We start from the raw sequence: 13,835 nt of genomic DNA on the forward strand, positions 1-13,835 counted from the left end.
TGGAAGGTGGGGTGAATCGTTCAGCGCACTGCCCTGCGCCTGTCCTCAATCATCCACCCGTGGCGCTGCCGGCGTGCCAAGTGCAGCGGCCACGGACGCCTGCTGGAGCTGTACCTTGCGCCAACAGCGCCACAGCAGGAAACACTGCACTATCAGGAGCAGCAGTGCGAGTACCCGCCAGATGCTGTGGACCAGGGCGATAACGAACGGCGAGTTGCTCGCCCCCGTGTCGATATGCAGGCGCAGCCCGCTGGCATCGTGCTCGAATCCGGTTACCCAGCCGCTGATCGTGAACGGTTGCGGCAAGCTGACCTGGTCGCGAGTCTGCTGCCAATCTTCCAGCGGCGCGTCCAGTATCGCGGGACGCCGAGCCATAGGCGCGTGCGTGTCGATCAGCACCAGTCCAACCGGCGGCGCCAGCACTCCGGTGCTGATGTCGGCCAGCGTCTTGCGGGTGAATGCGCGCACCAGGTCCACCTGGATCTCGTACAACGCCGTGATGCTCGGCTTGGTCAGATACAGCACGTCCTGCTGCATCTGCGGGTCCTGCCGAATCTCATCGGCGAGGCGAGCGCGGAGAACCTCGCCGCTGTCCACGACCGATCCCTTGGGCGCCACCAGCAGCGCCTCCAGCACGCGTCGGCGCAGCGCATCGCAACCGGCAATGCCCCCGCGGCAGGCCAGATCAAGTGTCTCCACCAGAGTTGCCACTCCGTTGACCCGGTTGCGGTTGCTCGCTGCCGAGGCGCTGGGGAAGGGCGACAGCAGCGCGTCCAGCGTTTCTGGAGTGAGCTGTACCGACATCACCTGATCGCGATCGAGCAGGGCTAGCGGCTCAGGTAGCGCAATCGCGGGCGCCACGATTGCCGGGCCTCCCCACAGTGTCTGCCTGCAATCGGATTGTGCCAGCGTGTGGCCGGCCACCTGCAGCGGTGCGGCGCCGCACGTGCCCATGCCCCGCAGGTCCACCCGGTCACCGGGCCGCGGTGGCGCGGACAGCAACGTGGCTGGCGTGGCATCGCTACGCAGCACCGGTACATGTAGGGCCAGGCTGGCCCGGTCGAGGTCGTCCAGGACACCATTGCCAGCATGCAGTGACCACAACGTGGCCAATATCGCTGTGCCGGTCCAGCACAGGTGGCGCCCCCAGTTCACCGGCGGCCATCGATACGTCTGCGCCTGCAAAGCGCCGCATGACAGTGACAGCAGGTGTCGATCTTCGGCGCGGAAGTGGGCGAGCACGCGCTGCCCGACCGGCAGTGCGGGGTGGCTGCACCACGGACGTGGTGTGTAGACGTCGATCCCGCCGATCACCAGCACAGGAGAGTCGGTGTCGACGTGCCCGTTGGGCAGCCGGCGCGGACCTTCAAGAATGCCCTGCGCCATGTTGACCGTCCCCGCAGTGGGCAACGGCCGCTTGCGGGGGCGCGTGAGCAACACGCCGACAACCGCGCTGATGAGGCCGGCCACCAGCATGAGCCCGGCCAGTCCGAGGTTGTGCAGTGTCCCCAACCAGAACAGCAGGCAGGCCAGGAGATAACATCCTGCACTCGGCCACCCCAGCCACGGTCGCTGGCGCAGGGCTCGTTCTTCGGGCGTCTCCACGCGCTGGCCAAGCAGGTATGCACTGGCGCCATCGGTCGAGTGGGTGAGCGAGGCCGTAGCACCATCAGCACATCCGTCTGTAGGGAGGTGACGGTGCGCATTGCGCTGATCGCCGACCCGTTGCGTGTGTGCGGCCTGCTCGCGCGCCCGTCCGGCGACGATGTCGAACCCGTGCATGCGCACAACAATCGCCTGCGAGCGGCCAAGCACCACTTCGGCCGGGTTGTGTTCCGCGACGAAACGGCGTGCGTCGTAAGGCAGCAATACCTCCACCTCGCCCAGCCGTTCGTGCAGGGTCTGACCTCCATCACCCTCAAGGACGTACGGACCGGTGAGTTGGCGGACCTCGCGCGACTCATCCAGCTGCCCAGTCAACCGAAAGGGCTCCAGCGCGGCGAACTCCGCCTCGTTCAGGGAACGGATCACCGGCGACTTGGCCAACACATGGAACGCATGGCGATCATTTCGACGTCGCGCGGCGTAGATGAACACGCCCAGCAGCGACACCAGGGGGAGAAAAATCTTGGCGAACGTCAGGAGTGCAGGCATATACAGTTTTCACGCATGGGTGCACCGCGCAGTATTGCCGGCGCTTTCCTTGCGGCCAATGCAACATGTTGCAATGTGCATCGCCCACGGTCATCGGCGTACCCCAGGTCCTGCCGGGGGGCCGAACGCGGTCCTGGGACGTCGTGCGCGGGCTGGACAACGCCTGCGCCAATCAACGAGTGATGAGGTCGTTGTAGCGGCGCTGCAGGGGCGCGGTCATCAGCGCGCCATTGCGGAGGGCGGTCCATCAATGGTGGCGAGGCGGCGTTCGGCGTCGCCTGGACAGCTGCCATCAACGAAATCTGACGCCGGCCTCCGTATCCTTGAGACCAGCCCGCAACCAAACACGGATGGAGTCGCTGTGGCATTACGTGGACATCAAGGCGCCGCGCTGCTGGCCGGCCTGCTGCTGGGTGCCGCCGCACAGGCCCAGCAGGCCGCCGCACCCGAGCCGGTCGAGCCACCGCCCGCGACAGCGCAGGGGGAGGTCACCACGCTGGGCGAGGTGCGTGCGCTCAAGCCCGACGACGAACCGCTGGATCTGTACCGCTTCAGGAATCCGGTGCAGGTGCAGCCCAATCGCTTCAGCCGCACCTGGAGCGAGCCGCCGTCGCCCGAGCAGGTCAGCATGAGCGGTGGCTACCTGATGATGGGCATCAACCAGGGATTGGCCAAGGCGGCACAGGGCGTGAGCAAGCTCACTGGCGGGCCCGCGCAGATCCAGTCCGCGACCGCCCGCCCTCCGCCGGAACTCACCGAGGAAGAACAGCGTCGCGCGATGGAGGTCTGTGCGCAGCAGGGTGGGTGCCCGACGCCGCTGCCGCCGTTGCCGGAGTAGCGGGCAGGCGGATCTGCTGTCATCGCGTCGGCGCCACTCGCCGCCGCTCCAGCCACCACAGCAGCCCTGCCGCCAGTACGAAGGCCAACAGCCACGGCCAGCGTGCGCCCGGCGTTTCGACCAGGCCCGCCGATGCGGCGGCGGTGCCGCCAGCCAGACGCTGTGCGGTCGCCTCCCGCAGCTGCTGCCGATGCAGCGGTCGCGCAGTGGCCGGATCGAACACGTAGAACGTGTGGCGGTTCTCGCCCTGCTCCAGCTGATGCCAGCCGGCCTGCGCTGGCCAATAGCCCGCGCAGTGCTCCGCACCGCTGGCCGGATCGATCCGCAATGGAATGAACGCGCCATCCGGTGCACGCACCTGCGCGGTCGCCTGCAGGTGGCACAGGGCCATGCGCTCGCCGGCCCAGGGGGTGATGGCATCGATGCGTGGGACCTCTGCGGCGGGAAGCGCGCGCGCGATGCTGGCCAGCACGCTGCTCCACAGCTCGGCATGGCGATCGTCGCGGCCGGCCAGCACCAGCCGATAACTGTCGGTGACCGGCAGCAGCGCGACGCGTCCGCGCCCGAGGGCGCGATAGCCGCCGACCGACGCGCCCTTGTCATCGTGCAGCAGCGGCGTCGTGTCGGCGGTCTGCACGGCCAACCGCTCCAACACCGGCAGCGCGGCCTGGTGCGAGGCGGCGTCGGCTTCCTCGATGTAGGCGGTGGCATCCGATGCGGGTCGCTGTGGGCCACGACGTGCCTGCAGCAACGCGGCGTCGGCATCCGCCGGCAGTGACAGGGGCGCGGCCTGGTTGCCGCCGGTGACGGACAGTCCCCAGCCGCGCAGCACCTGGCGGGCGCCATCACCAACGGGGCCGCTGGTACGAACCAGGACGCCGAGCCCATTGCGGATGGCCTGTTGCAGCGTGCTGCGCTGCGTGGCCGGCAGTGCAGCCAGGCTGCGCTCATCCAGCACCACGACATCGGTTTCGGCCAAGCTGGCCGCGGTGAGCGGGATCGGCGCATCGCCAAGCGATACCCCTCCGCCCGCATTGGCCTGCGCCTGCACGCGCAGCCCGGCATCCGTGGCCCAGCGGCGCAGGTACTTGAGCTCCGGGCCTGGCGCACCGGCCAGGATCAGCAGGCGCGGCGTGGCCGTGGCGACGGTGTCCACGGGTACGGCCAGGGTATCGACCACATGCTGGCCGGCATCCAGCAGGCGCAGGCGGAACACACTCTGCCCGGGGACGCGTGCCACACCGTCCAGGTGCACGCTGCCATCGGCGCCGGGCGTGGCACGGTCGACGACCAGGCCGGCCGGATCCACCAGCTCGGCGCGCGCGTGCGGCACGCCCTGCGCACGCGCGCTGACGGTGAACACCGCACCGGGCGCGGTGACCGGCGGCGGCTGCAGTGACATCCAGCCCTGCGGTGCGCCGGGCGATGCGAGACGCACGCCGCGCGGCAGCGCCACATCGCGATCGCGGGCCGTCAGGCCATCGCCGATCAGCCGCAGGGAGGTTGTACCCGGATGCTGGCGCAGCGCAGTCGCCAGGTCGGGTGCACGCAGGGCATCGGTCGCCGTTGGCGCTTCCGGCAGCGCGACCACGGTCTCGCCGGGCGCGGCCGACCAGCGCACCTGATCGGACGCCGCGGTCAGCACGGTGAGCTGACCGCCGGCCGCGCGCTGCATCGGCGGCACCAGGGTCAGATAGAGCAGCGCGGTGACCGCGATCTGCAACAGCAGCAGGCCGGCGAACACGCCGCGCGCCCGCACCGGCCCACGCCACTGCTGCCAGCACAGGCGTGCGCTGGCCAGCAGCAGCACGGCCAGCAGCGCGATCAGGATCCAGCGCGGTTCGCTCATGGGGTGACCTCCAGGGCATCCAGGTAGCGCTGGCCCATGGCATCGGGTGCGTTGCGACGCGGCACCTGCGGCAGCGGCCGCAGCAGGGCACGCCACAGCTGCGCGCGCAGGGCCTGATGGCAGTCGGCGCAGTCCGGGGTGATGCGCAGCGTTTCGATGGCAGCGGCCAGGCTCAATGGATCCGGCAGCCGCGCTTCATTGCGCCGCAGCCACTGGGTCAGCGCGTCCAGATCGGGCGCGCTGCCGGGGTCGGCCAGCTGCTGCCAGACCTGCACGATGGCCTGGTCGGGTGCGTCCAGCGCACGCAGCGGCAATGCCCTGCTGGCCAGCTCGGCGCGATCGCCGGTCATGCGCCGGCCTTCATCGATCGGGGGCAGCTCCGGACCGACCCGCGCGAGATAGATGCGCTCGGCCTGCTGCACTTCCTTGATGAAACCCAGCGCCTTGTAGGCATAGGGCAGGGCGCGTTCGGGCTGGCCCTGGCGCAGTTCGCCTTCCGACGACCACATCTGGTCGAGCGCCGCCTTCAGCGTGGCGCGCGTCTTGGGATCGAGCAGGGTGGCGGCCTCGGCGTGGTCATGGGTATGGCCATATTCGGAGAGCACATCGGTGGCGCTGCCAAACACGGGTGCGGTGCCGTCGGTTTGTGCGCCATGGTCGTGATCATCGTGGCCGGCCTGCGCCTGGGCCTGTGCAGGCTCGCCATGGTGATCATGATCCTCTTCATGCGGGGTCGCCGGCGTGTCGCTGGTGGGCAGGCTGTCGCTGGTCGGTGGCGGCTTGGCCCCGCCCTCGCTTTCCTCACCGAGGAACTGGCCATAGCGCAGGCGCAGGATGCGCTGGTCCACGCCGATCGCATCGGCGCGTTTGACGAACTCCTCGGCCGGCAGCTGGCGGCGCTGTTTGATCAGCGCCTCGGCGTCGATGATGATCTGGCGCTGGCTGCGGAAGTACGCCGGCAGGGTCTTCTTGACCATGCCCTCCATGTCGGTGCCCTGGATCTCGGCGGCGCTGGGCAGGCGCAGGATGACGCTGCTGCTCTGTGCGCTCTGCGCGGTGGGCGCATGGGTGTCGCGCACGGTCAGCTGCGCGATCACATCGTTGCCTTCGGTGGCACCCAGCGCGCCGAGATCGAGCGTGCGCGCGAAGCGCCGCTGCGTCGCCGGCCCGGTGCCGGACAGGGTGAAGGTCTGCTCGCGGAAGGTGATGTTCTCACCGCTGCCCTGGGCCAACGTGACCTTCAACTGCGCGGTGGCGACCACACCATGGTCGTCAGTGGCCTCGAACTGCAGCGGCCACTGGCGCTGGCCGGGCGTGCCCAGCACGAGGCTGCGGTCCGGGGCGATCACGCGCACCACCGGGGGGCGATCCGGCACCACATCGAGCCGGTACAGACGGGTGTCGCGCAGGGCGGGCTCGGTCACCACGCGGTACAGCGCCGGGCGGGTCGCGGTCCACCGTGCGGTCCAGAGGTCGCCCTCGCGCTGCAGCGCGATGCGCTGGCCATCGTGGAACTGCAGGGCGGCGGTGTGCGGCTGCGCGGAGAAGCGCAGCGACCAGTGCAGGCGGCTGTCCTGCGCCACCTTGCCATCCAGCGCGTTCTGCACGCGCACCGCCTGCCCGGTGTAGGCCGGGGCGATGATCTCCAGCCGCGTCGAACGCAGCTGCGGCGGTTGCGCCGGTGTGGCCGGCGGTGCGCCCGCGCCGGGGAACAGTGGCGCTGCGCTCTGGCCGCGCGGCCAGCCGAAGGCCAGGGCCATGGCCAGCACTGACATCACCGCCGACGCCAGTACCCAGCGCCACGGCCAGCGGGGCCGCAGCTCGGGCAGGCGCGACTGCAGTGCCGCCTCGACATGCGCGCGCTGGCGCCGCTGCAACGGGTTCAACGTGTCGGGGGTCGCGAACAGCAGGTCGGCACTGTCCTGTGCGATCGGGTGTTCATCCAGGCGGCGAACCAGCCACTGGCGATCAAGACGACGTGCGCGCCAGGTGGCCAGCCCGACGCCGACCAGCAACGTCAGCAGCAGGATCACGGTGAACGCATTGAAGCCCGCGACCCGCCATGCAACGGCACTGAGTGCCAGCGCGATCGGTACCGCGAGTACGGCGGTGATCCACCACTGCCGCCGCCGCGCGCGCTGCCAGCCGCGCGGGATGATGGCGTTCATGCGCCTGCTCCCCGCTGCGGCGAGGTGGCCATCATCCGTTCGAGCGCGAACAGCAGCACGATCAGCGCCAGCAGCCACGGCGCAAGCTCACGTGGTGCGGGGAGCGGTGCGGCAGCGCCACGCAACGGTGCCTGTGTGGCCGCAGGTGCGAGGGTGGGTGCGGCCGGTGCCGCGATGACCGCCAGCAATTGGCGCGGGAAGCCGGGATCGCGCAACGCCGGCAGCTCCGTCGGCGACAGCGCTGCGCTGAAGCGCAGCAGACGACCGCTGCCTTCCTGCCGTTGTTCCAGCACCACTGCGCCCTGTGCATCGCGCAGGGCCGGCGTCCAGCCGCACCCTGCAGCACCGGGCGCGACAAGCACACTGCCGCCCCGTTGCACCCACGCCTGCCAGGCGCTGGGCAACGGTCCAGCGGCAAGCCACACGCCGAGCTGGCCGTCGTCCGGGGCGGTGCCCGCGGCGCGGGCGGGCGACAGCGGTTGACTCGACCAGGCGCGCTGGATCGCTGCCAGCACCCGCTGCTCGGCGTCGGCGATGCCGGCGCCGACCTGCACCTCAGGCAGCGTCGCCGCGCGCGTGATGGCGGGCGCCAAGGGCACCGGCCGCCAGGTCACGGCGCGTGACAGGCGCGGACGCTCGCCATCCAGCCCGGGCATCGGGTCGGGAATGTAGACGGTCAGTGGCGTACCGGCGGGCAGGGTCTGGTCCAGCTCGCGCAGCAGGCTGGCCAGCGGTGAGGGGGATGCGGGGACAGCATCGGCCAGTGCCGGGAAACCCGGGGCCAGCCAGCGCCAGTCCCCCGTGGCGTCCCGCCCGCGCAGGGCAGTGCCGTCCAGCCCCGGGGCGACCACCGTGACCGGGTGGGTGTCGGCCGCAGCGTCGTGCAACAACGGGCGTGCCAGCAGCAGGGCCAGTGCGGCGAGCAGCAGCAGTCGCACCAGCAGCAGCGGCCACTCGTCGAAACGGATTTTCTGGCGCGGCCGGATCCGGGCCCGCAGCCAGCGCAGGGCGGCGAAGTCGAGCGGCGCGTACTGATGCCGGCGTGCAAGGTGGATCAGCAGCGGCACCAGCCAGGCAGCCAGTGCCAGCAAGCCAAGTGGATACAGCAGGCTCATGCGCCGCCCCCGGCACCGAGCAGCACACGCAGCGGTTGATCCAGCGGCTGGTCGAGATAACCGGTGGCATGCACGATGCCACTGCTCTGCAGGCGTGCCTGCAATGCGCGCTGCGCCGTGTCGAAGCGGGCCAGGTAATCCGCGCGGATGGCGCGGCCGTCGCCCAGCAGTTCTTCGCCTGTCTCCGGATCGCGGAAGCGGTGGCCTTCAGTGAACGGGAAATCGCGCTCTTCGGCGGTCAGCAGTTGCAGGTGCAGCACCTCGCGGCGCGCAGCGGCGAGCCGCTCCAGCAGCACGATGCCGGCCTCGTCGAAACCGTCGCCCAGCGCGACCAGCAGGTCGCCGGCCTGCACGCGCTCCCAGATCGGTGCCAGTGCCGTGACCGGCGGCCACCTGCCGCTGGCCTGCACCTGGCGCAGCAGCAGATGCACGCGGTCGCGCTGGCGCGGGCCATGGCCGGCCGGCACCAGTTGCACGCCTTCGCCGGTCAGGACGATCACGCCGAAGCGGTCGCTCTGCTGCAGGGCCAGTTCAACCAGGCAGGCGGCGGTGGCGCAGGCGTGGTCCAGCCGCGACCAGTCCGGTCGCGCGCGATCGCTCTGGCCCGCCGAGGCGGTGGCATCAAGCAGTACCCAGAGCGTGATCGGGCTTTCGCGCTCGGATTCGCGGACGAAGAAGCGGTCCGAGCGCGCGTAGAGCTTCCAGTCGATCTGCCGCAGCTCATCGCCGGGCTCATAGGCGCGGTACTGCGCGAACTCCAGCCCGGCGCCGCGACTGCGGCTGGCGTGCTGGCCGATCCCGTGCGCGCCGCGCGCACGGCGCGGCAGCAGCCGCAGTGCCTTCAGGCGGCTGCGGACATCGGCGGGGATCGCGATCGGTGCGTTGCGGCTCACGGCGTGTGGATCAACCCGGGAACGGCACGGCCTGCAGCAGCGCGGCGACCACGTCGTCGGCGCTCTTCTGCTCGGCCTCGGCGGCGAAGGACAACAGCAGGCGATGGCGCATCACCGGGGCCGCCAGCGCCTGCACATCCTCACGGGTTGCGGCGAAACGGCCCTGCAGCAGTGCACGTGCCTTGGCCGCCAGTACCAGCGACTGTCCGGCACGCGGGCCGGCACCCCACTTGATCCATTGGTTCACCGCCGCCGGCGCATCGCTGCCGGGTCGGCTCGCACGCACCAGGCGGGTGATCCAGGTCAGCACGTCCTCGCTGATGTGCACCTGGCGCACGGCCGCCTGCAGGGCCAGCACGTCTTCGGCGTGCATCACCTTGGGCACGCTGCCCGTGGCGCTGCCGGTGGTCTGCAGCAGGATGTCGCGCTCTTCCTGCTCGGTGGGGTAGTCCACCCGCACGTGCAGCAGGAAACGGTCCAGCTGCGCTTCGGGCAGCGGGTAGGTGCCGGCCTGTTCGATCGGGTTCTGCGTGGCCAGCACGAAGAACGGCGCGGGCAGCGCATAGGTCGTGCCGGCGTAGCTGACGGTACGCTCCTGCATCGCTTCCAGCAGCGCGGCCTGGGTCTTGGGCGGCGTGCGGTTGAGCTCGTCGGCCAGCAGCAGGTGGGTGAAGATCGGGCCCTTCTGGAAGCGGAAATGACGGTGGCCAGTGCCGTGGTCTTCCTCCAGCAGCTCGGTGCCAAGGATGTCGCTGGGCATCAGGTCCGGGGTGAACTGCACGCGCCGGAACTGCAGCTCCAGCGCCTGGCCGAGCGAGCGCACCAGCAGGGTCTTGCCCAGGCCCGGTGCCCCTTCCAGCAGGCAGTGGCCGCCGGCCAGCAGGCCGATCAGCAGCTGCTCGACCACGGCGTGCTGGCCGACCACGGCCTGGCCCAGCGCGCTGCGCAGTTGATCCAGTCGGGGCAGGAGGACATCAAGGCTGTCGGTCGTCATAAGGCACTCGCAGAGATCGGTGTAGAGCCACGCCATGCGTGGCTGGAATGCAGGAAGGAACCTAACTGTTCAACGCATACATGATGATGTTGACCGCGAAGCGGGTGTTGTCTTCGGCCAGGAAACGCTTGTTGCGCCAGTCGTAGTCCCACTCGCAGCCGTAGTCCTTGTTGCTGTAGAGCACGCCGAGCCGGCCATCGATCTCGATGCCCTTGAGGTAATCGTGGACCAGGTCGTCGCCCCAGCCATTGAGCTCGAACCCCGTGGCGGGCGGGCCCTCGGGAAAGCGGAAGAAGCTGCGGTACAGCGCGTGGTTGTTCGGCAGCTTGTTCAGCGCCTTCGGCCCGAACAGCTTGGCCATCTGTGCTTCGAAGGACTTGGCGAACAGGCCGTCGATGTCGTGGTTGCAGTCATCGACGAACACGAAGCCGCCGTTGCGCACGTAACGCACGAAGTTCTGCCGCTCGGCGGCATTGAACTCGACCAGCTTGTGCCCGGCCAGATAGCAGAACGGCGCCTCCAGCATGCGCGGATCGGACAGGGCGATCACGTGCTCGGTCGGGTCCACGCGCAGGGAGGTGTAATCGATCAGCGAGGTGATCACGTTGGACGGCATGCGCGCATCCACGTCCCAGTCGCCGGAGTCGTACTTGAGACGGGTGAACCAGAAGTCATAGCGCCCGGCCTGGGCGCGCGCCGGCGCGGGCAATGCCGCGAAGGCGGCACTGCCCAGCATCAGGCGCAGGAACTGTGCGCGGTTCATCGCCACGCACGTTCCCGGGGGCAACCGGCCAGACGGAGAGACGGCCAGCGGCCGTCACGACCGTGCATCAGACCGCGTCGGACAACGAGGTGAAGGTGAAATCGCGCAGTTTCATCGGCGGGATCATCATCACCAGGCTGGATTCGTCACCGGCCACACGCACCGGCTTGCCCAGTTCTTCGATGTTGTTGAGCATGATCACCGGCGATTCGTTGAAGCGGAAGTTCTTCACCGGATGCTTGATCTGGCCGTTCTCGATGTAGAAGGTGCCATCGCGGGTCAGGCCGGTCAGCAGCACGGTCTGCGGGTCCACCATGCGGATGTACCAGGTGCGGGTGACCAGGATGCCCTTCTGGGTACCACGCACCAGCGCGGCGGTGCTCTTGTCGCCACCGGCCATCAGCAGGTTGCCGGGCCGCGCGTTGGCGGTCTTGCCCTGCTTCTGCGCCCAGAAGCGCGAGTAGTTGAGGTTGGCGATCTTGCCGTTCTTGATGATGTCCAGCTTCTCGCGCGGCTGGCCCTCGCTGTCCCACGGCAGCACGGCGGCCTCGGGGTGCCACGGGTCGGCCACCATGTTCACGCGCGGGTCGTAGACCTGTTCGCCGAGCTTGTTGCCGCCGCCCTTCCTGGACAGGAAGCTGCGGCCTTCATCGGCCGAGCGCGCATCGAAGAAGTTCATCATGAAGCTGATCAGGCCCGCCGCGGCGGCCGGCTCCAGGATCACCGTGTACTTGCCCGGCTCCAGCGCCTTGGCTTCGGCCGATTCGGTGGCCTTGCGCATGGCGATGCGGATGTCCTGGTCGGCCTTGAAATCAGCGGCCTCCTTGAGGTTGCGGCCGACCCAGCCCGAACCGCGGCCGTCTTCGGTGCGCACCGTGCAGGTGTAATCGAAGTTGGTGCCGCGCTGGTAACCGAAGTTGCCGTTGCTGTTGGCGGTGGCCTGGAAGCTCTGGCCGTCTTCGAGGAAGCCGGCCGCGATCAGGCCGTTGCCACGGCACGGCGCGATCGAGTCGGCGGCGACCTTGGCGCGGAACGCCGGGTCGATCGCCGCGGTGGATTCGCTGAAGGTCGGGCTGGACCGGTAGGTCTGCTTGCCGATCGCCGGCAGGAACTCCGGGTTTTCCGGGGCCAGGCGGGCCAGATCCTCGGCACGACGCACCACGCGTTCCAGCGCGGCGTCGTCGAACTCGTTGATCGAGGCGGTGCCGACCCGCTTGCCGAAGGCGACCGTGACGGCCAGTTCGGTGTTGTCGACGATGCCGCTGGTGGAGACGTTGTTCAGTGCGAAACGGATGTTGCCATCGATCGAGCCGGCCAGCACGGCGGTGCACTCATCGGCCTTGGAGAGCGCGATGACCTTGTCGAGGATGGCCTTGGCCTGGGCTTCGGTGAAGATACTCATGGATTGGGGCTCCTGACCGGTCAGCCGAGGCTGCGCGCGGTGTTGATGACGTTGATGCCGTTGAAGCGCGCGGTGGACGAACCGTGCGAGACCGCCGAGACCTGGCCGGGCTGGCCCTTGCCATCGAAGAACGAACCGCCCAGGCGGTAGTCGCTTTCATCGGCCACGGCGGTGCAGGCGTTCCAGAATTCCGGCGTGCGGATCTGGTAGGCCACGTCCTCGAGCATGCGGGTGATCTGGCCGTTCTTGATCTCATAGAACAGCTGGCCACCGAACTGCGCGTTGTAGCGCTGCTGATCGATGGAGAACGAGCCGTCGCCGATGATGTAGATGCCGTTCTCGACGTCCTTGACCATGTCGGCCACGCTCAGCTTGGTCTTGCCCGGCGCCAGGGACACATTGGCCATGCGCTGGAACTGCACGCTGGACCACGAATCGGCGTAGCAGCAGCCGTCGGACTCGGTCTTGCCCAGGATGTGGGCCTGGTCGCGGATGGTCTGGTAATCGACCAGCTTGCCTTCGCTGATCAGGTCCCAGCGCTTGGTCCTGACGCCTTCATCGTCGTAACCGACCGCGCCGAGGCTGCCCGGCTGGGTCTTGTCGGCGAAGATGTTGACCTTGTCGCTGCCGTACTGGAAGTGCTGCTCGCGCTTGTCCAGCGTGGCGAAACTGGTGCCGGCGTAGTTGGCTTCGTAGCCGAGCACGCGGTCCAGTTCCAGCGGGTGGCCGACCGACTCGTGGATGGTCAGCCAGGTATGCGACGGATCCAGGATCAGGTCGTACTTGCCCGGCTTCACCGACGGTGCCTTGAGCTTTTCCTGCGCCTGCTTGGCCGCGGCGATCGCATCGGCCTTCATGTCGTAGGAGTTGCGGTAGTTGACCACGCCATTGGGCGAGACCGCCTTGCCGGTGCCGACGCCATCGAGGTATTCGTAGCCCAGGCCCATCGGCGAGGACAGCCCCGAACGGGTGCGGAACTTGCCGGTGCTCTTGTCGATGGCGGTGACCGTCATCGGCGCCCAGATGCGGTGCACGTCCTGGTCGATGTAGGAGCCATCGGTGGACGCGAAGTACTTCTGCTCGTTGACCAGGAACAGCATCGAGTTGACGAAGCTGGCGCCGGCGCCCATCGCGCCTGCATTGACGTCCAGCAGCAGCTCGACCTTCTCCTTGATCGGCACGTCCATCGCGTTCTTGCGGATCGGCGTGCGCCAGGACACTTCGCCCACGCCGGGCGCGGCCGCCAGCTGCACCGGGGCAGTCTGCACGCCGGCGTTGGCCTTGGCGATCGCGGCGGCCTGCTGCGCGGCACGTGCCACATCGGTGGTGCCGAGCTGGTTGGTGGCGGCAAAGCCCCAGGCGCCGTTGACGATCACGCGGATGCCCACGCCGGTCGATTCGGTGTTCACCACGTTCTGGACCTTGTCCTCGCGGGTGATCACGTACTGGCGCAGGTAACGGCCGATGCGTACGTCGCAGTAGGTTGCGCCGGCCTGGCGGGCGGCGGCCAGCGCGGCATCGGCCAGGCGCTTCTTCAGGGCCGGATCGAGCGCGCTCTGCAGCTGTTCGGCGGCAATGACCTTGCCGAAGAACGACGGCACGATCAGTCCGCCGGCGGTAAGCCCGGTCAGGGCGAGGAAGTCACGTCTTTGCAAGGCA

At 68.9% G+C, this 13,835-nt stretch carries 10 protein-coding genes; 1 reads left to right on the forward strand and 9 read right to left on the reverse strand.

Annotated elements, in window-relative coordinates:
• Nucleotides 1-45: 45 nt before the first annotated feature.
• The gene (locus tag ABE424_RS11135; protein ID WP_346491462.1) at nucleotides 46-2,154 is read right to left on the reverse strand and encodes a hypothetical protein; all 2,109 of its coding nucleotides are present in this window, start codon (nucleotides 2,152-2,154) and stop codon (nucleotides 46-48) included.
• Nucleotides 2,155-2,515: 361 nt separating this feature from the next.
• Here ABE424_RS11135 and ABE424_RS11140 point away from each other — a divergent pair, with 361 nt between their 5' ends.
• Entirely contained in the window at nucleotides 2,516-2,992 is a 477-nt protein-coding gene (locus ABE424_RS11140; protein WP_346491463.1) for a hypothetical protein, read from the forward strand.
• Nucleotides 2,993-3,011: 19 nt separating this feature from the next.
• Here the strand turns inward: ABE424_RS11140 and ABE424_RS11145 are convergent, their stop codons facing one another.
• The 8 genes from ABE424_RS11145 to ABE424_RS11180 form a co-directional block, all read right to left on the reverse strand.
• The gene (locus ABE424_RS11145) at nucleotides 3,012-4,841 is read right to left on the reverse strand and encodes a hypothetical protein (RefSeq protein WP_346491464.1); all 1,830 of its coding nucleotides are present in this window, start codon (nucleotides 4,839-4,841) and stop codon (nucleotides 3,012-3,014) included.
• Nucleotides 4,838-7,009: a hypothetical protein gene (locus ABE424_RS11150; RefSeq protein WP_346491465.1), complete on the reverse strand. Its 2,172-nt coding sequence runs from the start codon at nucleotides 7,007-7,009 to the stop codon at nucleotides 4,838-4,840. The genes ABE424_RS11145 and ABE424_RS11150 overlap by 4 nt, the downstream gene beginning before the upstream one ends.
• Entirely contained in the window at nucleotides 7,006-8,124 is a 1,119-nt protein-coding gene (locus ABE424_RS11155; RefSeq protein ID WP_346491466.1) for a BatA domain-containing protein, read from the reverse strand. The genes ABE424_RS11150 and ABE424_RS11155 overlap by 4 nt, the downstream gene beginning before the upstream one ends.
• Complete coding sequence (locus tag ABE424_RS11160) at nucleotides 8,121-9,017, reverse strand: DUF58 domain-containing protein (protein ID WP_346491467.1); 897 nt, start codon at nucleotides 9,015-9,017, stop codon at nucleotides 8,121-8,123. Before ABE424_RS11160 ends, ABE424_RS11155 begins: the two co-directional genes overlap by 4 nt.
• 10 nt (nucleotides 9,018-9,027) lie before the next feature.
• On the reverse strand, nucleotides 9,028-10,011 hold the full coding sequence (locus ABE424_RS11165) for a MoxR family ATPase (protein ID WP_176990267.1): 984 nt from the start codon (nucleotides 10,009-10,011) through the stop codon (nucleotides 9,028-9,030).
• Between the two features lie 61 nt (nucleotides 10,012-10,072).
• On the reverse strand, nucleotides 10,073-10,774 hold the full coding sequence (locus ABE424_RS11170; protein WP_176990266.1) for a DUF4159 domain-containing protein: 702 nt from the start codon (nucleotides 10,772-10,774) through the stop codon (nucleotides 10,073-10,075).
• 67 nt (nucleotides 10,775-10,841) lie between these two features.
• Nucleotides 10,842-12,176 (reverse strand): TldD/PmbA family protein, encoded by a 1,335-nt coding sequence (locus ABE424_RS11175; RefSeq protein ID WP_346491468.1) that lies wholly within the window; start codon nucleotides 12,174-12,176, stop codon nucleotides 10,842-10,844.
• Between the two features lie 20 nt (nucleotides 12,177-12,196).
• Nucleotides 12,197-13,831, reverse strand: coding sequence for a TldD/PmbA family protein (locus tag ABE424_RS11180; protein WP_346491469.1), 1,635 nt, complete (start codon nucleotides 13,829-13,831; stop codon nucleotides 12,197-12,199).
• Nucleotides 13,832-13,835 lie beyond the last annotated feature (4 nt).

It is taken from the genome of Stenotrophomonas sp. TWI1149 (genome assembly GCF_039673155.1).
Taxonomy (GTDB): Bacteria; Pseudomonadota; Gammaproteobacteria; order Xanthomonadales; family Xanthomonadaceae; genus Stenotrophomonas; species Stenotrophomonas maltophilia_AA.

Coding starts and splice junctions, on each gene's coding strand:
- ABE424_RS11135 (WP_346491462.1), bottom strand. CDS start 2,154: ATGCCTGCACTCCTGACGTTCGCCAAGATTTTTCTCCCCCTGGTGTCG.
- ABE424_RS11165 (WP_176990267.1), bottom strand. CDS start 10,011: ATGACGACCGACAGCCTTGATGTCCTCCTGCCCCGACTGGATCAACTG.
- ABE424_RS11170 (WP_176990266.1), bottom strand. CDS start 10,774: ATGAACCGCGCACAGTTCCTGCGCCTGATGCTGGGCAGTGCCGCCTTC.
- ABE424_RS11155 (WP_346491466.1), bottom strand. CDS start 8,124: ATGAGCCTGCTGTATCCACTTGGCTTGCTGGCACTGGCTGCCTGGCTG.
- ABE424_RS11145 (WP_346491464.1), bottom strand. CDS start 4,841: ATGAGCGAACCGCGCTGGATCCTGATCGCGCTGCTGGCCGTGCTGCTG.
- ABE424_RS11175 (WP_346491468.1), bottom strand. CDS start 12,176: ATGAGTATCTTCACCGAAGCCCAGGCCAAGGCCATCCTCGACAAGGTC.
- ABE424_RS11150 (WP_346491465.1), bottom strand. CDS start 7,009: ATGAACGCCATCATCCCGCGCGGCTGGCAGCGCGCGCGGCGGCGGCAG.